Source organism: Amycolatopsis panacis (assembly GCF_003600245.1).
Classification (GTDB): domain Bacteria; phylum Actinomycetota; class Actinomycetes; order Mycobacteriales; family Pseudonocardiaceae; genus Amycolatopsis; species Amycolatopsis sulphurea.
In genome coordinates this window covers 1-25830 of the sequence record NZ_QZFV01000063.1, presented here as the reverse complement: position 1 = coordinate 25830, position 25830 = coordinate 1, and the positions used below count along the sequence as shown (strand labels likewise).

Here is a 25830-nt window from a genome sequence, read left to right as displayed (position 1 = left end):
TTCGTGAGTCAGCCCTGGCGAAGTGTGGTGACCATGGCTTCCACGGCGATCCGCGGCTTCACGTTCAACCCGATCGCTTCGCGGCACTCCAGAACGGCTTCGAGCCGCCTCAAGGTCGACTCCGGGGTCCACGCCGAGGCAGCGGACGCGATGGCGTCGGCATGGTCGGGATGGGTGAGCGTGGCCCCGGCGTGGGAAGCCGTGACCAGCACGTCGCGGTAGAAGCCCGCGAGGTCCACCAAGGCGAGATCGAGAGTGTCGCGCTGGGTACGCGTGGCGCGGGACTTCTGGCGTTTTTCGAGCTGCTTCACCGCGGCCTCGGCGGCCCGCTTCGCACCGGCGACGCCCTTACCCGTGCCATCGCCACCCATCGCGGTACGCAGCTCGGAGCGTTCGGATTCGTCGCGGCTCTTGCTCTCCTCGCCCGCATCCGCCTCGGCCGCGCTGATCAGCTGGTCCGCGCTAGTGAAGACGTCCCCCGGACGACGCAGGCCAAGCGGGATCCGCAGCACGGTGTCCCGCCGGTGCCGAGCGGCTTCGTCGGTCGCGAGCCGGCGCGCGCGGCCGACATGTCCGTTGCACACCGACGCTGCCCACTGCGCACGCTCGGGATCGACGCCGTCCCGCGAGACGAGGACCTGCGCGATCGCTGCCGCGGGCGGGGTCCGCAACGGCACCAGCCGGCACCGCGAGCGGATCGTGACCGACACGTCCTCCGGATGGTCCGACGGTGCGCAGAGCAGGAACACCGTGCGCTCCGGCGGTTCTTCGACGGCCTTCAGCAACGCGTTCGACGCGCCCTCGGTGAGGCGGTCGGCGTCTTCGATGATCACGACCTGCCATTCACCGGTCGTCGGTCGTCGCGCTGCGGCTTGCACCAACGCGCGCATCTCGGCGACGGAGATCGACAGGCCCTCGGGAACGACGAGCCGTACGTCCGCGTGCGTACCGGCCATCGTGGTGCGGCAACCCGGGCACGCACCGCAGCCGGTCCCGGTGCTGCACTGCAACGCCGCGGCGAAGGTGCGCGCGGCGACCGAACGCCCGGACCCGGGTGGGCCGGTCAGCAGCCACGCGTGCGTCATCGCGGCCGGCGCCACGGGCTCCCCCGCGACGATCTTCGCTGCCGCAGCCGCCGCAGTGGAGAGCGTCTCCGCTGCTGGTTCCTGCCCGATCAAACCCGCCCAAACGCCGATCGGCGCGGTCACTTCGCCTCCGCTTCGGACGTTGCGCGCTCCTCGGCCTCCGCCGCGGTCACCTCGGCGACGTCTGCGGCAGCCGCGGCTTCGTGAACGGCGTACGGTGCCGGCTGGTCCGTGACAGCGGCTTCCTTCGGCGCGAAGCTGGACAGCCGCCCCACGAACACCCCCTGGACCGCGACGCGCACACGCTCGGCTATCTCGTCGTCGGTCCCGTCCGCGTCGATCACCACGTAACGCTCGGGGTCCGCGGCGGCCATGTCGGCGAGCAGCTTCTGCATCCGCCACTGCTCGCTGGGCGACAGCTTCGAATCGCCGGGATTCTGGTTGCCGGACGCGGTGTCCAGCAGCACGGTGAGGTCCGGGCGCAGCCGTCCGGTCGCCCAGTCGGTGATCCCTTCGAGCTCGGCACTGTCGAGACCGCCGACCGCGGACACCGCCGCGAGCGGCGAGTCGGCGAAGCGTTCCATCACCACCACGGATCCGGCGTCCAGCGCGGGCTGGATCTCCCGCTCGACCAGATCGGCCCGCACCGCTGCGGCGACCAGCGCCTGTGCCCGCGCGCCGGACAGCGAGGCCTCGGAAACCAGCGTGGTGAACTGGCGTTCGGCCAGCGCGGGATCGGCGGACCGGACCACCGGGCGGACGCCGGTGTCCAGCCAGCGGGCCAGGCGAGCGGCCTGCTCTCCGGTGTTGATCGCGGTGGTGCCTTCAAGCGCGATCAGGTAGCCGTTGACCCGCCGTGGAGTCCGGCGCAGGGCGTTGCGCAGGTCGGCGAAGATCTTCTCGGTGCGCCGGTCGTCCATCTGCCGGTAGGCGACCACGCCGAGCAGCACGGCCAGCGCGGCAGCGCCGAGCATGACCGGGCGGGTGCCGTCGATGGTGATCGGGCCGCCCCACGCGGTGACCTGCCGAGGCTTGACCAGGCCGATCAGCGCCGGCGTGACCACGGTGGCGCCGGCCAGCACCACTTTCAGCATCGTCTGGTAGAGCGCATTGATCCGGCCGCGGATCGCATCTTCCACGCGGGAGCCGATGATCGTGACGCCGGTGAGGAACGCGGTACCCGCACAGACCCCGACCAGCGCCACCGCGACCAGCGAGATCGCCAGGTGCGGCGACAACGCCACCACCACCAGGGAAAGCCCGGCGACGACGATGGAGATGCCGAACAGGCGGTCGTGCGGAAGCCGGTGGGCGAGCTTCGGCGCCACCGCCATCCCCGTGGCGAGCCCGAGGAACACGGAGAGCACGAGCAGGTTGAACGCTGCGTCGCCGGCGAGCAGCGACGAGGAGTACGGCTTGGCCGACGCCACCACCGCGCCGCCGGCGGCGAAAGCCCCGAACGCGCCGATCAGCAGCCCGCGGACCAGCGGGGTGGTGCGCACGAACCGGAAACCGTCGCGCATCATGGCGCCGAGGCCGAGCTTTTCCTCGTCGGCCTGCTCGGCCTTCTTCTCGGGAGTCGCGTGCACGTCGCGCAGCGACAGCTCGGGAATCCGGGTGGCCACGAGGATGCCGCTGGTCAGGTACAGCAGACCGGTGATGACCACGGCGATCTTGGCGATGTAGAGGTCCGCGGTCGCGCCCTGGAACAGGTGGAAGGTGGAGTTGATGCCGAGGATCAGCGCGTTGGCCCCGGCCGCGGTGATCACCGCGAGGCCGTAGGTCATCACCAAGCCGAGCTGGTTGGCGGTCTCCACCTGGTCCGGGCGGCGCAGCAGGTTCGGCACCGCGGCGTCCTTGGACGGAATCCACATGATCGAGCTGCAGCCGACCAGGAAGTTCGCCACGAACAGCCACCACGGGGCGCCGACGATGGCGATCGACAGCAGGAAACCGCAGCGCAGCAGGTCGCACACGACCATCACCTTGCGCCGGTCGAACCGGTCCGCCAGCAATCCGCCGATCGGGGCGAACAGCAGGCCCGGCAGCAGGTTGGTCACGACCACGCCGACGAACGCGAAGTTCTGCGCGGTGTAGTTGTCCAGCAGCTTGGTGCTCAGGCTGGTCAGGGCCAGCAGGTTCAGCCAGTCGGCGACGCTGCACAGGTACGTGACGCCCCACAGTCTGCGGAACGGTTTGATCGCCAGCACCCGGCGAACCCGGTGGATCGTGGACGCCGGAGTCCCGCTCGACCCACCCGGACCGGCTCCGGGCAACGACCGTATGCCCTCGCTGATATGCCCACCCCACTCGTCACGGCGGCGCCGGGCGACCCTTGCGGATCCCCCGACCGTGTCGTCAGGGTAGCGCCGGAGCAGGGGTGGCCGCGGAACCGGCCCGGGTGTCGTACGGGGGAAGCGGGCTCAGCCGAACAGCTCGCCCAGACTGCTGACCAGGCTCACAATCATCTCGATCGCGACAATTCCGAACACGATCAACAGGACGAACGCGAGCACCACACCCGCGGTGCTGGTCGAGGGGCGGCCCATGGCCGGCATGCTGATGGCCGGCAGCCCACGCCGCCGGACCTGCCGTTCGGCCAGCTCTTCCTCGATGTCGTCGTCGGCGACCTCGGCGACCTGCCTCAGCTTCGGCCGCGGCAGGTTCTTCAGCAGCTGCGGTGCCCGGCTGGGCCAGGTCCGCTGCCGCGGCAACAGCCCGAGCGGCACCCGATCGGGTCGTTCGAAGGCGGCCGAATCGGAGATCGAACTCCGCACGCCCTTCTTCGACTCCTCCTCGAGCGCGGCCTCCACCATGCGCTTGACCGCATCGGGATCGTGTTGCACCGGCCGCGCGGTGGGCAGCGGCCCGAACTCCCCAGCCCGGGCAGCCCCGCCGCTGCCGCCGGTGACCAGCCCGGACAGCGGATCGGAGAACCGCTCCCCGACGAAATCGCCGGAAAGCGTGCCATCCCGATCGGACTCCGGGGCGGGGGGCGGAAAGAAAGGCGCCCCATCGCTCGTGCTCATGGTGACCACCTCACTACGGAATGCCCGCCACGTCCAGTATCGGCGAGACTGCCCACACTCGCATCCACCCAATGGCCGCAGCCTACTGCGACGGACGCGCCCGGCCGGGCACACTCCGTGCCCACGGAACCACCTCCGGCATCACACGAGTGGTGCCGGACGGACCTGGTCGCGACCGGCGTGCCCGGGCGGGGCTGTTCGCCACCAGCGACGTCGAACAGGGGCACTCGGCGCCGGACGGGCCCTCCACCACAAGCGATGCCGGGCAGGCCCTCCGTGACAAAGCGACGTCAGACAGGCGGCCACCGCGCCAGTGGCACCGGGCGGGAACGTCCCCCACAAGCAATGTCATGCAGGGCCGCTGGCCGCCAGCGGCGCCAGGCGGGGCCGTCACCCGCCAGCGACGCCGGGCGGCCGCCGCCAAGGGCACCGGATGGGCCGTCCGCCACAAGCGAGGTCGGACAGGCCGCTCGCTACCAGCGGCAACGGGCCAGGGCTGTCTGCCACAAGCCATGCTGGCCGGGACCGGCCACTGCAAGTCGCGGCAGGCAGGCCCGTTCGCCATAAGCAGCGCCGGGCAAAGTCACTCGCCAAAACAGCGCCGGGCGGTCAGGTCCGCTGCGAGTGGTGCCGGACCGGCTCGTTCGCCACACGCGAGCCGGGCGGAGCCGCTCAACCACCCACGCACCGCCCCTGCCCACCGCCACGTCACGCCCACCGAGCCGACCAGTAGTCACAGCCGCTCAGCACCTCCCCTCAGCAGACTCGCTCACCTCCGTCGACCTACCCACTCACCGTCACTCACGCGCTGGACACCCCCTCCTCCCCTGGACACATCGACCCGCCTCCCAGCAGCAACCCACCCACCTGAACCCAGCCTCTCACCAGCATCTCCACTCACCCGAAGCGCCACCCCTACCCGGCCACCGCAACACCCCCATCACGATCACGCATGGCTGCGCACCGCCTCGACAATCCAGGCCTCGGCGGTGCTGCGGGTCGCCGGTGTCCACGTGATCGTCCAGCCGCCGCCCGGGAGCGGGGCCGCCCGGAACTGGTAGCGGCCCTGGTCGTTGTCCACCAGCCCGAACGCTCCGTGCGGGTACTCGGCCAGCACCGCCTCGCGCACGGCGAGGTCGACCAGCACCGTGCCCTGGCGGGGGCGGGCGGCCGCGGAGCGGATCACGTCCAGTTCGCCCCAGGCCGCCGACGGGACCAGCCCGCTGCGGTCGGTCTCGATCCGGACCGCCGGGCCAGGGCCGGGCGGTCGGTCGGGCAGGCCGTCGAACACCCACCCGGGCAGCGCGCTCAGCAGACCGGATCGCAGCCGCGCACGGCGACCCGCCCTGGTCATCACCGTGGTGTAGTCCGCGTCGCCGAAGAACCGCACCTCCCACGGCTCCCGGTCGGCCGGGAACACCCCGGTAACCACGCCCCGGATGAACCCGCCGCGCAGCACCCGGTACAGCCCGAGTGCCTCGGCCGTCACCTCGCCCTCGGTGGCCAGCCCCAGCGCGGTCATCCCGCCGACGAACCGGATGTACTGCTCCGCCTCCTCGGCCAGCGCGGCGCCGAGCAGCGGCCCGAACGACTGCCGGACCTCCTCCGCGAGACTCGGCTCCGGTGCCGGCCGCTCCGGCCCGGCCAGTACCGGTGGCACCTCGAAGTGCGGGTCGTAGAACTCCATCACCGAAGGCCGCTGCGGCACCTCGGCGCGCAGCGGTTCGATGACCTGGTCGATGACGTCGAAGACGACAGGTGCGGAACTGCTCACCCCTGCATTGAACACCCTGACACCGACATTTTCTCGAACTTGTGTTCGAATCACCCAGAGGGGCGACGACCGCGCCGGTCAGCCCGGCCGCACCGGTTCGGCGACCCGCATCGCCGGCGCCAGGAAGTGCACGGTCACCAGCAGGGCACCGACCACCGCGAACGCCCGGGCAGCCCGATCCCACCGGACAGCGGCCCGATCAGCGCCGGTCCGGCAAGGAAACCGAGGTACCCGCAAGCCGCCACGGCCGCGATCGCCCGGCCCGGCGCCTCCGGCTGTTTGCGCCCGGCGGCGCTCCACGCGAGCGGGACCATCGCGGACACTCCGAGCCCGGCCACGGCGAAGCCCGCCACTGCCACGCCCGGCACCGGGACCGCGACCACCAGCAGGAACCCGAGCACCGTCAGCGCAGTCGCGATACGGATGAACCGGACCACGCCGATCCGTTCCACAAGCCGGTCGGCGACCGTGCGCACCGCGATCATCGTGATCGAGAAGGCGAAGTAGCCCAGCGACGCGACTGCCGCCGTCGCCGAGGTGACCTCGCGCAGGTACACCGCGCTCCAGTCGTTGATCGTGCCCTCCGCGACGAACCCGCAGAACGCGATCACGCCGAGCGGGATCAACGCCTTGCCGGGCAAGGCGAACGCCGCCTCGCCCTGTCCCCGATCGGCGCCCGGCAAGAAGCGGAACGCCGCACCGATGGCGAACGCGAGCAACACCGTTCCGGCCAGAGTGAAGTGCGTTTCGACCGGCACCGCCAGATCTCCGTCAACGCGGCCACCCCCGACCCAGCGAGCCCACCGATGTTCCAGAACGCGTGGAATCCGGCGAAGATCGGCCGCCCGTACGCCTCTTCGACGCGCGCAGCGTGCGCGTTCATGGACACGTCGAGCAAGCTGTTGCCGACGCCGAGCACAGCGAGCGCGGCCACGAACAACGGCAGATCCGGAGCGAACGCGGCAAGCGGCAGCCCCGCGCACAGCACAGTGGCGCCGCAAACCACTCCACGCCGGCTGCCGATCTTCGTCAGCACCGGACCCGCGGCCAACAACGCGACCACCGAACCCGCTGCCAGCCCGAAAACACCGATCGCCAACTGTCCCTCACTGAGACCGAGCTTCGCCTGCGCTGCGGGTACGCGTGCGGCCCACGAAGCGAAGGCGGCTCCGCACACCGCGAAGACCACTGAAAGCGCTATTCGCGCACGTCGCGCTTCTTCCACCAGGCCCCCATGGACAGGCGAAAGGGCCATCCGGACGACATCCGAATGGCCCCTTCGAAACACGGATCTATTTGGCTTTCGCCGTACTGCTCGCCTTCTTCACGGGCGCCTTCTTGGCCGCCGTCGACTTCGCCGTGGTCTTCGCTGTCGTGGACTTGGCTGTCGTGGATTTCGCCGTCGTGGTCTTGGCAGCCGCAGTCTTGGTGGTCGACTTCGCCGCGGCGGTCTTGCGCGCAGGCGCCTTGCGCTTCGGTGCCGGCCCCTTGGCGCGCTTCTCCGCCAGCAGCTCGGCGCCACGCTCAGCCGTCAGCTCCTCGATACTGTCGGTCTTCCGCAGCGTCGCGTTGTACTCGCCGTCGGTCACGTACGGACCGAAGCGGCCGTCCTTGACCACCATCGGCTTGCCCGACACCGGGTCGTCGCCCAGCTCCTTGAGCGGCGGACGCGCCGTTGCCGACCGCCCACGCTGCTTCGGCTCCGAATAGATCTTCAGCGCCTCTTCGAGCGTGATCGAGAACAACTGATCCTCGGTCTGGATTGACCGCGAGTCCGTGCCCTTCTTGAGGTACGGCCCGTACCGACCGTTCTGCGCGGTGATCTCGTCACCCGACTCCGGGTCCTTGCCCACCACGCGCGGCAGCGAAAGCAGCTTCAGCGCTTCGTCGAGAGTGATCGTCTCGACCGACATGGACTTGAACAGCGAGCCCGTACGCGGCTTCGGCAGCTTCGCCTTCGCTGCCTTCTTCTGCGCCGCAGTGGCGTCCTCGGGCAGCTCCGGCTCCGGGAGCAGCTCGGTGACGTACGGGCCGAAGCGGCCTTCCTTCGCCACGATCTCGTGTCCGCTGACCGGGTCGGCGCCCAGTACCCGGCCCTCCTGCGGAGTGGCGAACAGCTTCTCCGCGATCTCCGGCGACAGCTCGTCCGGCGGCAGATCCTCGGGCAGGTTCGCGCGCTGCGACTCGCCGTTGACCTCCCGCTCGAGGTACGGGCCGTACCGGCCGACGCGCACCACGACCTGGTGCCCCTCGGCGTCGCTGAACATCGGGATGGAGTTGATCTCCCGCGCATCGATGCCCTCGACGCTGCCGTCGACCAGCTTCTTCAGCCCACCCAGCCGGCCGACCGAGCCCTCCACGCCCAGATCGCCGCCGAAGTAGAACTTCGACAGCCACTCGGCGCGGTGCTCGTCACCGTTGGCGATGCGGTCCAGCTCGTCCTCGAGGCCGGCGGTGAAGTTGTAGTCCACCAGGCGTTCGAAATGCCGCTCCATCAACGCGACCACAGCGAACGCGACCCACGAGGGCACCAGCGCGGAGCCCTTCTTCCATACGTAGCCGCGATCCTGGATGGTCTTGATGATCGAGGCGTAGGTGGACGGGCGGCCGATGCCCAGCTCCTCCAGCTTGCTCACCAGGCTCGGCTCGGAGTAGCGCGCGGGCGGCGAAGTGCTGTGCCCGTCCGCGGACAGCTCGTCGGCGGTCAGGCCCTGATCCTTGACCAGCACCGGCAACCGGCTCTGCTTGTCGTCCGCTTCGCCGCCCGCCTCGGTGTCGACCGCCTCGACGTAGGCCTTCAGGAAGCCGGCGAAGGTGATCGTGCGGCCGGACGCGGCGAACGTGCACTCCTCGCCGGAGATGGCGGTACCGACGATGCGCACTGACATCGTGGTGCCCTTCGCGTCCGCCATCTGCGACGCGATGGTGCGCTGCCAGATCATCTCGTACAGCCGGAACCCGTCGGTGTCCAGCTCGCTGGCGACCTGGCCCGGGGTGCGGAAGACCTCGCCGGACGGACGGATCGCCTCGTGCGCCTCCTGCGCGTTCTTCACCTTGCGCGTGTACTGCCGCGGCGACGGCGAGACGAACTCCTTGCCGTACAGCTGCGTCGCCTGGCTTCGCGCGGCCGAGATCGCCGACTCCGACAGCGTGGTCGAGTCGGTACGCATATAAGTGATGTAGCCGTTCTCGTACAGCTTCTGCGCGACGCGCATGGTGCGCTCGGAGGTGAAGCGCAGCTTGCGGCCGGCCTCCTGCTGCAGCGTCGAGGTCATGAACGGCGGATACGGCTTGCGCGAGTACGGCTTCTCCTCGACGCTCGCGACCTTGAAGTCCCGCTCGCGCAGCGCCTGCGCCAAGGCCTGCGCGTCGGCCTCGCCGAGTACGCGGATGTCCTTGCCGGAACCCTTGAGCTGCCCGTTCGAGTCGAAGTCACGGCCGGTGGCCAGGCGCGCGCCGTCCACCGAGACCAGCCGCGCCGGGAAATTCCGCGGCGCCGCGTCCGGACCGGCGTTCATGGTCGCGGAGATGTCCCAGTACGACGCCGAGGTGAAGCGCATCCGCTCGCGCTCCCGCTCGACCACGATCCGGGTCGCCACGGACTGCACGCGGCCCGCCGAGAGCTTCGGCATGACCTTCTTCCACAGCACCGGCGAGACCTCGTAGCCGTACAGCCGGTCGAGGATGCGGCGGGTCTCCTGCGCGTCGACCAGGTCGGCGTCCAGCTCCCGCGTGGCGTCCGCGGCGGCGCGGATGGCCTGCTCGGTGACCTCGTGGAAGACCATCCGGCGCACCGGCACCTTGGGTTTGAGCGTCTCCAGCAGGTGCCAGGCGATCGCCTCGCCCTCGCGATCGGGGTCCGTGGCGAGGTAGAGCTCGTCGACGTCCTTGAGCAGACCCTTCAGCTCGGTGACCTTGGACTTCTTGTCCGGCGTGACGATGTACAGCGGCTTGAAGTCGTTGTCGATGTCCACGCCGAGGCGGGCCCAGGACTCGCCCTTGTACTGCGCGGGCACGTCGGCGGCACCGCGGGGCAGGTCGCGGATGTGCCCGACGGAGGACTCGACGACGTAGTTGCCGCCCAGGTAGGGGGCGATCTTGCGGGCCTTGGTCGGCGATTCGACGATCACCAGCCGCCGCCGGCCGGCGCCGTTGCCCCCGGCGTCGCTTTTCTTGGTCCGTGCTCCTGCCACGCTGTCCTGCTCTCCACTCATCTCCGTGCCGTCGCCTCTGCGCCGGCGGCGGCACTCTCTCCCCGCTCCGGGGGTTCTGCGCCCGCGTCTTGACCTGTCAGTGTGCACGTCCCCGGCGGCTGTGCAGCGCAGAGGTGTCCGGATCGACCGGCGGGCCCCTGCCCGTCGGATCGCCACTGACCTCGGCGATGTTTCCTTTCCACACCTAGCACGTGATGTCGGACACGTGCCGTGCAGGGTAACCGGTCGCGCAATGGATACCCCTTCGTCCGGCGGTGGAGCGCCCCGCGTCGCCAAGGTTTCACTTACTATGCCCATCTGCCGAAAGGAATCTTCATGACTCGACGTCTGCTCGGTGGCGCGATCGCCACCGCAGCCGTGTTCGCATTGGCCGGCGCCCCGGCGGCAAGCGCGGCGACGACCTCGTTCTCGGGCACCGTGGCGCTGTCCAACTGCTCCGGCTCGGTGGTCAAACCGGCCGCCACACCCATGGACGCGCCCGCGCTCGTGCTGTCGAACGGGCACTGCCTGGAGTCCGGCTTCATGAAGCCGGGCCAGGTGATCACCGGCCGGGCCTCCGGCCGCACGTTCGACCTGCGGTCCCCGGACGGGCAGAGTTCGGCGGGCACGGTCAAGGCGAAGAAGATCCTCTACGCCACCATGACCGATACCGACGTGTCGCTCTACCAGCTCACCGACACCTACGCCGGGATCAAGGACAAGTACGGCGTCGCCCCGCTCGAACTGGTCGACAGCCATCCGAAGGCGGGCACGGCCATCGACGTCGTCTCCGGCTACTGGAAGAAGACCTACTCCTGCAGCGTCGACGGCTTTGTGCCCGAACTGCACGAGAACGGCTGGGTGTGGAAGGACTCCATCCGCTACACCCCCGGCTGCGCCACGATCGGCGGCACGTCCGGTTCGCCCATCGAGGACCACGCGACCGGCAAGGTCATCGGCGTGAACAACACGTCCAACGACAACGGCGAGCGCTGCACGTTGAACAACGCGTGCGAGGTCGACGAGTCCGGCAAGGTGGCCGTGCACGCCGGTACCAAATACGGCGAGGAGACCTACGGTATTCCCGCCTGTCTCACCGCGGCCGGCGAAGTGGACCTCAACCGGCCGGGCTGCACGCTGCCGAAGCCGTAACCCGTGTCCTGTGAAGGGGCCCTGTCCGGCATACCCGCCGGGGAGGGCCTTTTTCTCTGCTCCAGCTACCCCACAGCCTCCAGTAAGTATTGAAGAGGACTCTCCTCCCGGCCGGAGCGGCGCGGCTCACCCTCCGCCCGGACGGGACGGCGCTCACCGACCGGCGGCAACTCCGGCCATACGTCCTCGGCACCGGCAGGCGCCTCTCCGATCAATTCCAGCAGCCCATCAAGCCGACGCCGCCCGGTGATCCGCAGGCCCGGCGCCTCGGCCTTCGGCCCGAGCAGCCGCGCCTGCACTCCGAGCGGAGCCAGCGCCGCCACCAGCTCCTCGTGCATCAGCGGCGCCAGCGGGTCGAGCCCGAGCAGGTATCCACCGGGCTCCGGACGACCGGCGGCGAGTGCCCACATCCGCAGCATCGCGCCGCTCAGCCGGAACCCGCCGGGCACGGCCTTGCCCGAATCCTGCTCGGCCGGACCGGTGCACCCCGGCCGCAGCCATCGGTCGGCAAGCCCCAGCAGGTCGACCCGGAACGACGTGCGTACCTGCGGACGCCCGCAGTCGGCCACCACGACCTGTGCATCAGCGCCCCGGCCACGGCATTCGCGCGCCAGCACCCGAGCCCGCCACGGCTGCTCGACCACCACCGTCAGCCGGGCCGCGGTGTGCCCGAAGCCGGTGATCTGCCCCTGGCAGCACAACAACCCGGCCAGGTCCGCGAGCCCCGGTCCGGTCGCCTCCGCCGAGAACAGCGAGATCGTCCGATCCACACCGATCATGATAGAACACAAGTTCGATTGGAGGCGAGCGTCACACGGGTGTCTTTTTCGCCGACACCCGAACGGGCGGTCAGCTCGGCGCCGGCGGCACCACGAGCTGCTGGCACCCACTCGCCCGCTTGCCCGCGGCAGTCAGCTCGGGTGTGGCATCGAGCCCCTTCAGCACATCCAACCTGCTGACCGCATCGATCGCCGACCGGGCTTCACCCAGCGCCGACCTCGTCGCGTCGGCCCCGACGGCCACATCGAGGCGGCGGCGAACGTCGTCGGCGCGGGCACCCACTGAAGCCAACTCGCCGAGCAGCTCCGCACGCGCGGCCTCACCGCCGGACAGCGGAGGCGGTCCCACCTGGCCCAGCCCGGCGATCGTCCGATCGATTCCGCCCGCCACCGAGGAGAGCAGCCTGCTGGCGGTCCGGGCCGCCTGCAGCGGGGAACTCGGATCGATCTCCGGCAGGCCGGCCAGCGTGCGCACGAGGTGGCTGACCGCCGTGCAATACCCGTCCGCCCAGCCGGCCGCCGGATCGGCGCGGCTCGCCGGGTCCGACTGTCCACCCGCGTGCGGCTGGGCCGGCGCGGGCGGCTGCCCGCAGCCCGCCAGACCGACACCGATTCCCGTTGCCAGCGCGGCAAGGACGGTCCACCGCGGCCGCACCCGAACACCTCCCCGCCACTCGAAGCCCAGAACGCCCCGACCGTACCGATCCGCCGGACGGGCGCAACTCGCCCCCGGCAGGTGGACACGCACCGGGCCCGGCGCGCCGTAGCGCACCGGGCCCGGATGGAGTAACGACTCAGACAGCGTTGGCCGGAGCCGGCGTATCCGCGATGACCGTGCCGCGCCGCTTGGACACGACGATCGCCGCCGCCACCACCGCGACCGCCACGAGCGCGATCACGATCCGCCAGGTGGTGTGCGCACCGCCGCCCACCGACAGCGTGACCACGGCGGGCGCGATCAGCACCGAAACCAGGTTCATGACCTTGATCAACGGGTTGATCGCCGGACCGGCGGTGTCCTTGAACGGGTCGCCCACGGTGTCGCCGATGACGGTCGCGTCGTGCGCGGCCGAGCCCTTGCCACCGTGATTGCCGTCCTCCACCAGTTTCTTCGCGTTGTCCCAGGCACCACCGGAGTTGGCGAGGAAGATCGCCATCAGGGTGCCGGTGGCGATCGCGCCGGCCAGATACCCGGCCAGCGCACCGGTGCCCAGGCCGAAGCCGACCGCGATCGGCGCGAACACCGCGAGCAGACCGGGTGTGGCCAGCTCCCGCAGCGAATCGCGGGTCACGATGTCCACGACCCGGCCGTACTCGGGCCGCGTGGTGCCCTCCATGATCCCGGCGATCTCGCGGAACTGGCGGCGCACCTCGTACACCACCGCGCCGGCCGCCCGCGACACCGCGTTGACCGCCAGCCCGGAGAACAGGAACACCACGGCCGCGCCGATGATCACGCCGACCAGGGTGGCCGGGCTGACGATGTTCGCGACGAACGAACCCGTGGTGCCGACGGCCTTGGTGATCGCGTCCGAATACGACCCGAACAGAGCAGTCGCGGCGAGCACCGCGGTGGCGATCGCGATGCCCTTGGTGATCGCCTTGGTGGTGTTGCCCACCGCGTCGAGTTCGGTGAGGATGCCGGCGGCTTTCTCGTCCACGTCACCGGACATCTCGGCGATGCCCTGCGCGTTGTCCGAAACCGGGCCGAAGGTGTCCATCGCGACGATGACGCCGACCGTGGTCAGCAGACCGGTACCGGCCAGCGCCACGGCGAACAACGCGACGCCGCCGCCCAGTAGATAGGCACCGAACACCGCGGCGCCGATCACCAGCGCGGTGTAGACCGCGGACTCGAAACCGACCGAGATACCGGACAGGATCACCGTGGCCGGACCGGTTTCCGAGGTCTTGCCGACGTCCTTCACCGGCTTGTACTCGGTGCCGGTGTAGTAGCCGGTGATCTTCAGGATGACCGCCGCCAGTACGATGCCGATGATCACCGAAACAGTCGCGATGACCGCCGGGTTGCCCGCGGTGCTCCCGAACCCGTCGCCGAATTCGGCGAAGCTGCTCGGCAGGTAGGCGAATGCGGCGATGGCCGACAGGACCGCGGAGATCACCGCGGAGATGTAGAACGAGCGGTTGATCGTGACAAGACCGCCTTCCCCGCTGCGCGCCTTCGTGATGTAGACGCCGATCACCGCGGTGATCACGCCGATCGCGGGCACCATGAGCGGGAAGATCAGCCCGGACGCGCCGAACGCGGAGCTGCCCAGGATCAGCGCGGCGACGAGCATCACCGCGTAGGACTCGAAGAGGTCCGCGGCCATGCCGGCGCAGTCCCCGACGTTGTCGCCCACGTTGTCCGCGATCGTCGCGGCGTTGCGCGGGTCGTCCTCGGGGATGCCCTGCTCCACCTTGCCGACCAGGTCCGCGCCGACGTCCGCGGCCTTGGTGAAGATACCGCCGCCGACCCGCATGAACATGGCGATCAGCGCGGCGCCGAACCCGAAGCCCTCCAGCACCTTCGGCGCCTGGCCGGTGTAAACCAGCACCACCACGGCGGCACCGAAAAGACCGAGGCCGACGGTGATCATGCCGACCACGCCACCGGTGCGGAACGCCACGCGCATGGCGATCTCGCGGCCGCCCTCCTCGCGCGAGGCCGCGGCGACGCGCAGATTCGCCTGCGTGGCCAGCCACATGCCGAGGTAGCCGATGGTGAACGAGAACACCGCGCCGATCAGGAAGAAGATCGACCGGCCGATCCGCTCGTTCCAGTCGTCGGCGGGGAGCGCGAACAGCAGCAGGAACACCACGACACCGAAGACGGCGAGGGTGTTGCGCTGTCGCTTCAGGTATGCGGCTGCACCTTCCTGCACTGCCTTCGCGATGTCCTGCATCTTCGCGGTGCCCTGGCCGGCGGCCAGCACCTCTTTGAGCAGGACGTAACCGATGACCAGTGCGACAAGGGCGACCACGGCGACCACACCGACGATGGTGTAGCCACCCCCGGAAAGCGTGAGGCCGCCCTCCGCGAGGAACTGCCGGGACATTCGTCCTCCTGGGAAACGCCGTTTGGCCAGAGCGGACCCGTCGTACCCGGCGTGCCTGCGCTGGCATGGATCTGTGCCGAACGACACGCTAGTCGCACTGCGACGTACGACTCACATGACGCTCACCACAGAGGGTGTGGATTGCGGGAGTCTATTGGTATTGCTCCAGCGCCTCGCAACGCGTCCCGGGGACCGCACGTTCCGTGACATTGTGTTATTGATCACCACGTCGATCGGATCGGTTTCTGTCGGTGCTCTGTGCGAAGCTTCGGCACGTGGTTGGCGAGCGCGGGCGGAAGCTGCTGGACCGGGTGACGGCCGGGATTCCGGCATCCGAGAATCCCGTCACGCACGTCGCGCGGATGCCCGCGCGCGCGGCCGGGTTCGCGCCGTGGCCGGAGTGGTCGGCGCCGGAAGTGGTGGCTGCGTGCACCGCAGCGGGCGTCGGCAATCCCTGGCGGCACCAGGTCGAGGCGGCCTGCCTGGCCCACGCGGGCAGACATGTGGTGATCTCCACCGGCACGGCGTCCGGCAAATCGCTGGCCTACCAGCTGCCCGTGCTGTCCGGGCTGGCGAGGGACGCGAAGACGACCGCGCTGTACCTCGCGCCGACCAAGGCGCTCGGCGCCGACCAGCTGCGTTCGGTGTCCACTTTGGACATCCCAGGGGTGCGTGCGGCGGCCTTCGACGGGGACACCCCGGTCACCGAGCGCGATTGGGTTCGCGCGCACGCGAACTGGGTGTTCAGCAATCCCGACATGCTGCACCGCGGCATTCTGTCCGCGCATTCGCGCTGGGCCCAGTTCTTCCGCGGATTGCGCTACGTAGTGGTCGACGAGTGCCACAGTTACCGCGGCGTTTTCGGCTCGCACGTCGCGTTGCTGCTCAGGCGGTTGCGCCGCGTCGCGCAGTACTACGGGGCGTCACCGGTTTTCGTGCTGGCCTCGGCCACCACCGCTGCCCCCGCGGAATTCGCGTCCCGGCTCACCGGCCTGCCGTGCTCGGCGGTCACCGAGGATGCCTCACCGCGTGGAGCCCGCACGATCGCGTTGTGGGAGCCGCCGCTGATCGAGGCGCTCAGTGGGGAGAACGGCGCCCCGGTCCGCCGGCCTGCCGGTGCGGAGGCCGCGCGGATCCTGACCGAACTGGTCGTGGAAGGCGCCCGTTCGCTGGCCTTCGTCCGCTCCCGCCGCAGTGCGGAGCTCACCGCGCTCGGCGCCCGGCGCCTTCTGTCCGAAGTGGACCCTTCCTTGACGGAAACCGTTGCGGCGTACCGTTCCGGCTTTCTTCCCGAGGAGCGCCGGGAGCTGGAACAGGCGCTGTTGTCCGGCCGATTGCTCGGCGTGGCCACCACCAACGCGCTGGAGCTCGGCGTCGACATCGCGGGCCTCGACGCGGTCGTACTGGCCGGTTACCCGGGCACGCTGGCGTCGTTCTGGCAGCAGTCCGGCCGAGCCGGCCGTTCGGGCGACGAGGCGCTGGTGGTGTTCGTCGCCCGGGACGATCCGCTGGACACGTACCTGGTGCACCATCCACAGGCGTTGCTGGAGCGTCCGGTGGAGACGGCGGTGCTGGATCCGGCGAACCCGTACGTGCTGGGTCCGCAGCTGGCCTGCGCCGTCGCCGAACTCCCGCTGACCGAACCGGAACTGGCCGCGTTCGGCGGCCCCGCGGCCCGCGCGGTGCTCGCCGAACTGGCGGAGCAGAAGCTGCTGCGCAGGCGAACCAGCGGCTGGTACTGGACTTCCCGCGACCGCCCGCACGCCGAGGTGGGCATCCGCGGCTCCGGCGGTGACCAGATCGCCGTGGTAGAAGCGGACTCGGGGCGGATGCTCGGCACCGTGGACCCCGGCTCGGCCTGCTTCGCCGTGCATCCGGGCGCGGTGTACCTGCATCAGGGTTCGTCGTACGTAGTGGACGAGCTGGACCTGGAAACCGAGCTGGCCTTGGTGCACGCGGAGGATCCGGACTGGAACACCTCGCCTCGCGAGATCGTGGACATCACGGTGCTGAGCACGGAACGTCAATGCCACCACAACGGAGTGACGGTGTCCCTCGGCGAGGTGGCGGTGACGTCCCAGGTCGTCGGTTACCTGCGGCGCCGCCCGTCCGGCGAAGTGCTGGACCATACCGCGCTGGACCTTCCGGAGCAGCGGCTGCAGACGCGCGCGGTTTGGTACACGGTGTCCGCCGAGCTTCTGGAGTCACCGACGGGAAGCGGCCACTCCGTGGGGACGGGAGCGCGTGTGGCCGGGGCCGAAGGCCCGGGAGCCACAGCGCAAGCCGGGGAACCGGCGGGGGCTGCGGCGCATCCGGTCCGGGCGGGGAACTCGCGACCGGCGGCTGACGAGGCAGCCGGGGAACCGACAGGGACCGAGGCACGCCGGGCGGGGACCGAGATGCATCCGGTGGGGACCGAGGCGCATCCGGCGGGGAACGAAGCACGCCCGGCGGAGGCCGAGGCGCACCCAGTGAAGACCGAGACCCACCCGTCGGAGATCGAGACGCATCCGGCGGGAACCGAAGCACGCCCGGCGGAAACCGAGACGCATCCGGCGGGGACGGAGGCACATCGGGTGAAGACCGAGATGCACTCGGGGGGCGCGGAAGTACTCCCGGCGGAGGCCGAGGCGCATCGAGCGGAGACCAGGATGCGCCCGGTGGGGACCGAAGCCGGAATACCGGTGGGGACCGGGATTGCAGGCAGAGCACCGGGGGGTGCCGGGTTGATCCCGGCACGCGTCCCCGGTGCCCTGCATGCCGCCGAGCACGCGGCGATCGGCCTGCTACCGCTGTTCGCTACGTGCGACCGCTGGGACATCGGCGGGGTGTCTACCGCGTGGCACGAGGACACCGGGGAGGCGACGGTGTTCGTGCACGATGGGCATCCCGGGGGTGCGGGGTTTGCCGACCGCGGTTATGCCGCGATTGTCCCGTGGCTGGCCGCTACGCGGGAGGCGATCGTCTCCTGCGAGTGCCCGGCGGGCTGCCCGTCCTGTGTTCAGTCACCGAAGTGCGGGAACGGCAACGATCCACTGGACAAGGCGGGGGCAGTGGCCGTACTGGGAACCGTGCTCGGGGCATTGCGTCAGCACGGGGAGAAGTGCGGCCACGGTGGTACGTGAAACTCTTCGGTTGTGGTGTGCGGCCTGCCGATGGGGACCGTTCAGGCAGCAGTGGTCTCGACCAGTTGGGAAACCCGCTCAACGCTGAGTGCGCGGACGAGGACGTCGTGCACCTCGGTGGCGTCCGGCAGCTGCCAGCCGCACACCTCGGGCTTCACGCGCCAGTGCACCACGCCGTGCTGGAACGGCGAGGGCGGCAGCGGGATGTAGCTGCCGGCACCGTGCCACTGCACCGAGACCAGCTCGGCCAGTTCGGCGGGGATCCGGTCGGCGGGGGTGGTGAGGAACAGCCACCGGCCGTTCGGCATCGCGGCGATCGGCGCCGGGTGTCCCGCCGCACGCAGCAGCCGGGCGGCGCGCTTGCCCAGCTCCTGGTCGACCTCGATCGCGTCCACCACGGTGCCGGTGGCCACGAGCAGGCTGTGGGTGCGGCCGGTGAACCAGCCCGCCGCTTCGTGGGCGTGCGTGCCGACGAGCTCGCGCCAGTTCTCGTGCACCGGCACCGGCCGCCGCCAGGTCAGATCGTCCCCCTCACCGGTGATCGGCGCCGGGGTCGCCCCCGGGAGCACCGGCCAGCCACGCCATGCGAGGCCGATCGCCTCCGCACGCAGTTCGATGCGGAAGGCGCTCCGCCAGCTGTCCGGCCAATTCGCGTCCAACATTGCATTCCTGCCTTCAAGTTCCGGTCGTCGCGCCGCCCGGGTCGGGGCCGTGGTGGCGCACGTCTCACTTAACGGCAAGTTGCACATTGCGCGGAAGCCCTGCGCGGCAACCGGCAGTCAACGCGCGATGAACGCCAAGTAGCCCACCGTCCGGCTGATAAATGGACACGATCACCGGTCGCCGACCCCACCGCTCGTCCCGCCTGCCCCGCCTTCCGAACCAGGACGGCGACACTGCTCTGCTCCTCGAGAACTCCTTTCTGACCTGCACTTTCAACCGTTCGCCGCGCGCTGGCGACCGCTGCTCGCGCTACCCGTGCGGTGATCGGCGCACCGCGCACCGCCGACATCCGCGCACAACCTGTCGACCGATCACCGTGCCCGCCGACGAACGGTCACCGAGCCCACCGTGCCCTGAACAGGACACCGGGCCGGGTGTCCGCACCGCCGCCGGCCAGGCCGCTCACCTGGCACAAGCCGGGATGCCCGGGCCGGCCGGGCGCTACCCGCCTTCCGCAAGCCGAAAGGCCGACCGGTCAGGGCGGCAAGCCGACCGGACCGGCCCGAGCGCGGGCGGTCGGGGGTGGCAGGCCGGGTATCGGGGTGACCGTGGACCGCACCTCGACGAAGGCGTCTCGATCGTGCCAGCGGCAACTGGTCACGGTGGCCTTCTCCTGATCTGCCACCTCGCGGGCGCGGGAGCAGGCTGCGGCCGGCCCGTCGGCGGCGTGTGCGGCGGCAGCCAGCGCGCCGAGGTCGGCCGCCGCTTCGACGCGATGCCGGGCGGTGATCGCGACACCGATCCACCAGACCAGCGTCGTGACGCCGACCAGCGCGACTGCCGCGAGTGCCGTCCACACGGTGGCCACGCCCGTGTCCCGAGAATGGCTCACGGCGCCACCCCCGGTTCCGCAATGGCGTACGCGCTGGCACTCAACTGGAGTGCGGCCAGCGCATCGGTGGTGACCTCCGCGGTGAGGCCGTCGCCGGAGCGGTGGACGGTCAGCCGAGCACCGCGCGGTGCGATGGTTCGCACGACGGCGGAGGCTGCGCCCGGTTGACCGGCCGCAGTGAGCCGGGCAGCCTCTCTTGCCGCATCGAGGCAACGCAGGTGCCCGGCCACCGCGGCCGTGCCGCCCAACAGGATCGCCAGTACGGCGGCGAGTGCGCCCAGGCACAGGGCCGCTTCCACCGTGACGAAACCACCGTCCCGGCGACGACCGGTCATCAGCCGGCCAAGGTCAGGGCCCGTTGCACGAGCTCCGACAGTGACTTGGCGATCGTGTCTCCGGTGAGCAGGAAGTAGAGGGCGATGGCGAAGGACGCCGCCGCCACCGTGCCGATCGCGTATTCGGCCGTGGTGGTGCCCTCGTCTCCGGGCAGGAACCGCATTGCCGGTTTCCCTTCTTTCGGTCGTGGATGGGTTCACAGCAGGCCGCCGATCCGCTCGGCGAGTCCGAGCACCACCGGCAGCACACCGAGGGCGAAGAACGCGGGCAGGAAGCACAACCCGACCGGCAGGGCGAGGGCGACCCCCGCCCGTTCGGCGCGTTCTTCGGCCTCGGTGCCCAACCCGTCGCGCAGGCGCCGGGCCAGGTCATCCGCAGTCGCGGCAAGCGCGGTGCCGGACCGGGCAGTGCGGGCAGCGGCCGCGGCAAGTTCGGCGAAACCGGGGCGTGCCCGCACGGGAGCCCACGCAGGTACCGGATCGGCGCCGAGCGCGAGCAGGCTCGCCGTCGAACGCAGTGCTTTTCCGGTCTCTTCCGGGGCGCCGTTCGCCACGGCTTCGAGCGCCACCGGAATCGGCATCCCCGTGCGCAGGCAGGCAGTGAGCAGGTCGAGCACCGCCGCGGAGCCGAGCCGTGCGGCGACATCGTCCGGTGCTCGGGCGCGCCGCGACCGCCGAAGCAGCCACCAGCCGCCCGCCCCGGCGACGAGCCCGACCGGGATTCCGGCCACGACCGCGACCGACAAGCCACCGACGACCGCCGCCGCGGCGTGCCATACGGCCGGCCGCACAGCCGGCCGCTTCCACCGGGCGGGAGCCCAATTGCGCGGAGCCGGAGTATCCGGCCACAGCACCAAAGCCACGGCGGCCAGCATGAGGAATACGCCCGTTGCCATCATGTGCGCGCCACCCCGCCCCGTCCGGTGAGTGCGCGGGACCAGGCTGCGCCCGCCCACAGCAGCATTGCTCCCGCCACGAGAAAGACTTGTCCCAGAAGGGTTCCGGTCAACACAGTGAGCGGTCCGGCCCCGATGACCTGGCCGAGTGCAAGACAGCCGATCGGCAGAATGGTGAGCACGGTGGCGCTCATCCGCGGGCCGGCCATCTTCGCGTGCAACCGTCGCGCGAACAACGTCTCAGCCTCGACATCACGACGCGCCGCTTCCAATGCATCGGCGATCGGCAAGCCGTGCTTTCGGGCGAGTTCCCAGGACTGCGCCAACCGCGGTAGCGCAGCCGATTCGAGTGCGCCGTCGAGCCGCGCGGACGCGGCCAGGTTCCGCAGGTCTCCGGCCAGTGCCGGTGCCGCGTCGGCTGCCGCTTCCGCCGCCAGCACCGGGTGCGCACCGGAGCGCAGCTCCGCCACCATCATCCGCAGCGCGGCCGAGGTCTGCTCCGCCTTCGCGAGTGACGCGGCTTTTTCCTTTCTGTTGCGCCATTCCTGCCCGACGGAGAAGGTGACCAGCCCAGCCGCGATAGCCGCCCCCACCCCGGCGAGCGGAAGCGCGACGACTGCCGGCGCCAGCCACCACATGCGCCGGGGTGGAACCGGGCAGCGCCAACGGAACCGGGATACAGGCTGCAGCCGGCCGGGTTGGACCGGCCACGAGAAGAGTCCGGTACCAAAGCACAGGAACGGCCAGGCGACGCTCACGAGTCCGCCTCCCGGACCAGATCGGCGAAAAGCGACCGGCGGGCGGTCCACTGACCGTCACGCCACACTGCTACGGCACGAACCTCGCCGTGGTACCGCTGAAGCACCGCGACTTCGGAGAGGCGACGGCCGCCCGGCATGCGCTGCATGTGCAAGACGACGCGTACCGCGGCCGCCAGCTGACTGTGCAATGCTTCCCTCCCGAGACCACCCAGCGCGGCGAGCGCTTCGAGCCGAGCGGGCACCTCTGCCGGGGAATTGGCGTGCAAGGTGCAGGCTCCGCCTTCGTGGCCGGTATTCAGTGCGTTGAGCAACGAACACACTTCCGCACCACGAACCTCCCCGACCACGAGCCGGTCCGGGCGCATCCGCAAGGCCTGCCGGACCAGCTCGGGCAGCTCGATCGCGCCGGCACCCTCCACATTGGCCGGTCGGGCGACGAGACTGACGAACTGCGGATGCACGGGACGCAGCTCACCGGCGTCCTCGACGCAGACGATGCGCTGGGCCGGGTCGACCGCGCCCAGCAGCGCGCTCAGCAAGGTTGTCTTCCCCGCGCCGGTACCACCGGTGACCAGGAAAGCGAGGCGGCGCCGGACGACCGTGCGGAGAATCCGGGCACCGGCGGCATTGAACACCCCGCACGCACCGAGCGCGTCGAGATCGTGTGTCGCGGGCCGGAGCACCCGCAGAGACAGACAGGTGCCGTCGGGGGCGATCGGCGGCAGGACGGCGTGCACCCGGACTCGGCCTTGCCGGGCGGGAAGCCAGCCGTCCACGTATGGCTGGGCATCGTCGAGGCGCCGCCCGGCGGCGAGGGCGAGCCGCTGCGCGAGCCGGCGAACGGCGTCCTCGTCGGCGAAACGCACCGATGCCCGGGCGAGCCCTTGTGGGCCATCGGTCCACACTTGGTCGGGCGCGCTGACCAGGACGTCCGTCACGTCTTCGTCATCGAGCAGCGGGGCGAGCGGGCCAGCACCGAGGAATTCGTCCTGTGCTTGGCGGACAGCGTCCAGCACGGCGTCGTGGCTGAGCGCACCACCCGCTTCCGCGCGGACGGCCGCCGCGAGCGCGATCGGATCCGCGCTTCGGCTCTCTCCGGCCAAGCGATTGCGTACTCGCTCGACTAATTCTGTCGTCATCGCCGGCCCGTCAGGCTGCCGCGTGGAACGGGGTCGCGGTGGCGGATCGCAGTTCGGCCAGCACCGCTCGGGCCGCGGCCACGAGCGCACCTTTCGCGGGCAGCTCGAACTCGCCCGTTTCGAGGGTGGCGGCGACCCGGCGTTCCGGCGGCAGCGTCGCGAGAAGTGGCGGCCCGAGCAGCTCCGCGGTGCGCGAAGGCGGGGCACCGTCGATCGAGTGTCCACTTGCGACAATCGCAAGCCGGTCGGCGTGGGAGCCGAGCCGGTGCAGGACCTGTTTCGCGGCCATGCACGCGCGAAACTCCACCGGCACGACCAGGACGACCAAGTCAGCGGCAGCGGCGACCCCGAGCGCGCCTTCGTCGAGATGCCGGGGAAGATCGCAGACGACCGTGCGGCCGGCGCGGCGGCCCGCGGCGACCACCGCGGACAGCGCACTCACACTGGGCCCGGTGCCGGATCGTCCGCAAGACAGCACCGGGAGCGTCCCGCGGCTGGGCAACGACGCGACCAGCGCGGGCACCGACACGCGACCGGTCAGCCGGACTTCCGGCCAGCGCAGGCCTTCCGCGTGTTCCAGGCCGAGTGGGAGGTCCAGCCCGCCACCGAGCGGATCACAGTCGACGAGCAATGCCGGGCCACCGCGATCCGCCTCTACCGCGACCGCTGTGGCCAGCACCGAGGCGCCCGCGCCGCCACGGCCACCGACCAGCGCGACGACCGGTCCGGGGGATTCGGCGGGTGCGTCGGCGACATCCGCGAAGGCCACGGTGAGTTCGGATTCGTCCTCGGGCAGGCTGAAAACCCGGCGCGCGCCGATGGTCGCGGCGCGCCGCCAGGCCGCCAATCCGGCGGTGCCTTTGCAGACCAGCACCACGGAGTCGCGCCGGGGCAGAACCGGGCGCTCTGCCACGGCTTCCTCTTCGATCACCACCAGGGGCGCCCGCACCCAACGGCCGCGCGCGGCGGACAGGTCCGGTACGTGGTCCAGCTCGCTGCCCGCGATAGCCGCGACACGCTGGATTTCTTCGAGCACCGTGCCGCCTGCGGCGACGACGAGCGGACGTGCGGTGGCCATGTGTCCCTCCCCTGGGTTCGATGGGCCGGACCTCCACCGTCACCTGCCGGCGGTGCGGGCCGCAATGGTGGGTTCGGCTGCCTGTGGACAACCGGGGGGTTGTGGACAACTCGACGGAAAATCCATCCGGGACGGAGGTCGTGGCCGGCTCGTCCCGGACAATGAGCAGCGGGATTTCCAGTCAGGAAAACGATTTCCGGAGACGAGGAGGATCGATGCGGAGAAACGAGATCGGCCGTCTCGCGGTGGCGACGGTGCGTGGTGCACCGGGTACCGGAGCGGAGCGAGCGGGCGCGGGCCGGGTGTGCACCAGGCACGAACGGAGGCGCGGTCGCCCACCGGCGCCGGTGCGCGACCGTCCCGCGGGCGAGAAGAGAACGTTGGGAGAAAAGGAAAACATCCGGAATAGAGGGCGGCCCTCGCCAGGGGGGAGGGACGAGGGCCGCCAGGGGTTCAGCCCCGGGGGGTCGGACTGAACCGGCCCGGTTATGCACCGGGTCTGTCCACTGTAACTCGCCACGGTCCGGATCGGCGCTGTGAGTGCTACATACGATTCGATAACGTCACCGAAGAGCGGAAACCGTCGCCATGTCATGAATTTTCCGGCGGCCGCGCAGGACGGTGTGGGTCCAACCGGCTGGAGGCGAGCGCCTATCCTGATCACGTGGCCGAAACCCGCAACGAAGAGTCGCCCCGGCGCGTCGCCGCGTTCTTCGACCTTGACAAGACGATCATCGCCTCCTCCAGCGCTCTCGCGTTCAGCAAGCCGCTGCTCAAAGAAGGGCTGATCAACCGGCGAGCCGCGTTGAGAAGTGCCTACGCGCAACTGGTCTTCTCGCTCGCCGGCGCCGATGCCGACAAGACCGAGCGGATGCGCGCCGAGGTTTCTGCGCTCTGCGCGGGCTGGGACGTCGCCCAGGTCTCCGCGATCGTCCGCGAGACTCTGCACGACGTCGTCGATCCGCTCGTCTACGTCGAGGCGGCCGAGCTGATCACGCGGCACCTCGCCGACGGACACGACGTCGTGGTCCTCTCGGCCACCGGCGAGGAGGTCGCGGCACCGGTCGCGGAGATGCTGGGTGCCACGCGGTGCATCGCGACGCGCATGGAGATCCTCGACGGCCGGTACTCCGGGCAGGTCGATTTCTACTGTTACGGCGAAAACAAGGCGGTGGCGGCGAAACAGCAAGCCGCCGAGCACGGATACGACCTCGCGGAGTGCTTTGCCTACACCGATTCCAGTACGGACATCCCACTGCTGGAAGTGGTCGGCCACCCGCACGCGGTGAATCCGGACAAGGCGCTCCGCCACGCCGCCGAGGAGCGGGGATGGCCGGTGCTGTCGTTCGAGCGGCCGATGTCGTTGCGCACGCGGATCCCGGCCCGCTCGGCGGGCATGGTGGCCCTCGGTGTCGGCGCGGTCGCGGCCGGCGCGACGTGGTACAGCCTCAGCCGTCGCCGTCGGTCTCGCACCTCCGAGGGCTGAGCACCCACACGGCGGTACGAGGGCGCCGTTCCCCCACCCGGGGCGTCCGATTGTCCCGGTACCGCAGGCTGTTGTCACCGGATCGAGCCTCTGTAACGGTGCACCCATCCGCGCACTTGAAGTGACCCGGCTCACGGCGTAGAAAGTAAGTGCGGACGTTGTGCCGGCCAGGGAAGAGGTAGAAGAGAAGCCTCTGCCACCCCGGGCAACCTCCGTGCGCGGACTCCGGGTACCCACGCGCAGCACGCCGCGGGAGGCTCGTCGTCTAGGGACTGCGTACCGGGACGCCGGACGCCGAGTCCATGAAGGTACGACCAGAGTTGCACGCTTGGTCGCCCGAGATGTACCGCGCTGCAGGCGGCGCCCGTTGGCCTTTGGCCGACG

Annotated in this window: 20 protein-coding genes and 1 pseudogene; 3 read left to right on the top strand and 18 right to left on the bottom strand. The window is 70.4% G+C overall.

What is annotated here, in order from left to right:
- Positions 1-8 precede the first annotated feature (8 nt).
- The 7 genes and pseudogenes from D5S19_RS06125 to topA form a co-directional block, all read right to left on the bottom strand.
- Positions 9-1208 (bottom strand): DNA polymerase III subunit delta', encoded by a 1200-nt coding sequence (locus D5S19_RS06125; protein ID WP_120022349.1) that lies wholly within the window; start codon positions 1206-1208, stop codon positions 9-11.
- Positions 1205-3370 (bottom strand): bifunctional MFS transporter/dTMP kinase, encoded by a 2166-nt coding sequence (locus D5S19_RS06120; RefSeq protein WP_120022348.1) that lies wholly within the window; start codon positions 3368-3370, stop codon positions 1205-1207. Before D5S19_RS06120 ends, D5S19_RS06125 begins: the two co-directional genes overlap by 4 nt.
- A 138-nt stretch (positions 3371-3508) precedes the next feature.
- A complete protein-coding gene (locus D5S19_RS06115) occupies positions 3509-4114 on the bottom strand; it encodes a hypothetical protein (protein ID WP_233573745.1) in 606 nt (201 codons plus the stop codon).
- A 946-nt stretch (positions 4115-5060) separates the two neighbouring features.
- Positions 5061-5903 (bottom strand): ESX secretion-associated protein EspG, encoded by an 843-nt coding sequence (locus D5S19_RS06110; RefSeq protein WP_120022346.1) that lies wholly within the window; start codon positions 5901-5903, stop codon positions 5061-5063.
- 119 nt (positions 5904-6022) lie between these two features.
- Entirely contained in the window at positions 6023-6646 is a 624-nt protein-coding gene (locus tag D5S19_RS32895) for an MFS transporter (protein WP_233573748.1), read from the bottom strand.
- Positions 6647-6720: 74 nt separating this feature from the next.
- Positions 6721-7143, bottom strand: a pseudogene (locus D5S19_RS32890) (MFS transporter); the annotation flags it as partial.
- 37 nt (positions 7144-7180) lie between these two features.
- Positions 7181-10102, bottom strand: coding sequence for a type I DNA topoisomerase (gene topA / locus D5S19_RS06100; RefSeq protein WP_199730371.1), 2922 nt, complete (start codon positions 10100-10102; stop codon positions 7181-7183).
- A 315-nt stretch (positions 10103-10417) separates the two neighbouring features.
- On the opposite strand from topA, the gene D5S19_RS06095 reads away from it, so the two are divergent.
- A complete protein-coding gene (locus D5S19_RS06095; RefSeq protein ID WP_120022345.1) occupies positions 10418-11233 on the top strand; it encodes a S1 family peptidase in 816 nt (271 codons plus the stop codon).
- A 65-nt stretch (positions 11234-11298) separates the two neighbouring features.
- On the opposite strand, the gene D5S19_RS06090 is transcribed toward D5S19_RS06095, so the two are convergent.
- The 3 genes from D5S19_RS06090 to D5S19_RS06080 form a co-directional block, all read right to left on the bottom strand.
- Positions 11299-12003, bottom strand: coding sequence for a hypothetical protein (locus D5S19_RS06090; RefSeq protein ID WP_120022403.1), 705 nt, complete (start codon positions 12001-12003; stop codon positions 11299-11301).
- A gap of 79 nt (positions 12004-12082) precedes the next feature.
- Complete coding sequence (locus D5S19_RS06085; RefSeq protein ID WP_120022344.1) at positions 12083-12667, bottom strand: hypothetical protein; 585 nt, start codon at positions 12665-12667, stop codon at positions 12083-12085.
- 139 nt (positions 12668-12806) lie between these two features.
- Complete coding sequence (locus D5S19_RS06080) at positions 12807-15071, bottom strand: sodium-translocating pyrophosphatase (protein ID WP_120022343.1); 2265 nt, start codon at positions 15069-15071, stop codon at positions 12807-12809.
- Between the two features lie 275 nt (positions 15072-15346).
- On the opposite strand from D5S19_RS06080, the gene D5S19_RS06075 reads away from it, so the two are divergent.
- Entirely contained in the window at positions 15347-18196 is a 2850-nt protein-coding gene (locus D5S19_RS06075) for a DEAD/DEAH box helicase (protein WP_267901072.1), read from the top strand.
- Positions 18197-18237: 41 nt separating this feature from the next.
- Here the strand turns inward: D5S19_RS06075 and D5S19_RS06070 are convergent, their stop codons facing one another.
- The 8 genes from D5S19_RS06070 to ssd form a co-directional block, all read right to left on the bottom strand.
- Complete coding sequence (locus D5S19_RS06070) at positions 18238-18858, bottom strand: bifunctional DNA primase/polymerase (RefSeq protein ID WP_120022342.1); 621 nt, start codon at positions 18856-18858, stop codon at positions 18238-18240.
- 536 nt (positions 18859-19394) lie between these two features.
- Entirely contained in the window at positions 19395-19751 is a 357-nt protein-coding gene (locus tag D5S19_RS06065; RefSeq protein ID WP_120022341.1) for an Rv3654c family TadE-like protein, read from the bottom strand.
- Positions 19748-20086, bottom strand: a complete 339-nt coding sequence (locus D5S19_RS06060) for a TadE family type IV pilus minor pilin (protein WP_120022340.1) — start codon at positions 20084-20086, stop codon at positions 19748-19750. The genes D5S19_RS06065 and D5S19_RS06060 overlap by 4 nt, the downstream gene beginning before the upstream one ends.
- Positions 20086-20250, bottom strand: coding sequence for a DUF4244 domain-containing protein (locus D5S19_RS06055; protein WP_120022339.1), 165 nt, complete (start codon positions 20248-20250; stop codon positions 20086-20088). Before D5S19_RS06055 ends, D5S19_RS06060 begins: the two co-directional genes overlap by 1 nt.
- Positions 20251-20283: 33 nt before the next feature.
- Positions 20284-20985 carry a type II secretion system F family protein gene (locus tag D5S19_RS06050; RefSeq protein ID WP_407641716.1) on the bottom strand — a complete coding sequence of 234 codons (702 nt, stop codon included), beginning with the start codon at positions 20983-20985 and terminating at the stop codon, positions 20284-20286.
- Positions 20982-21620, bottom strand: a complete 639-nt coding sequence (locus tag D5S19_RS06045; protein ID WP_120022337.1) for a type II secretion system F family protein — start codon at positions 21618-21620, stop codon at positions 20982-20984. Before D5S19_RS06045 ends, D5S19_RS06050 begins: the two co-directional genes overlap by 4 nt.
- Positions 21621-21736: 116 nt before the next feature.
- A complete protein-coding gene (locus D5S19_RS06040; protein WP_120022336.1) occupies positions 21737-22882 on the bottom strand; it encodes a TadA family conjugal transfer-associated ATPase in 1146 nt (381 codons plus the stop codon).
- A 10-nt stretch (positions 22883-22892) separates the two neighbouring features.
- Complete coding sequence (gene ssd, locus D5S19_RS06035; RefSeq protein WP_120022335.1) at positions 22893-23960, bottom strand: septum site-determining protein Ssd; 1068 nt, start codon at positions 23958-23960, stop codon at positions 22893-22895.
- A gap of 664 nt (positions 23961-24624) precedes the next feature.
- Here ssd and D5S19_RS06030 point away from each other — a divergent pair.
- A complete protein-coding gene (locus D5S19_RS06030) occupies positions 24625-25446 on the top strand; it encodes an HAD family hydrolase (RefSeq protein ID WP_120022334.1) in 822 nt (273 codons plus the stop codon).
- Positions 25447-25830 lie beyond the last annotated feature (384 nt).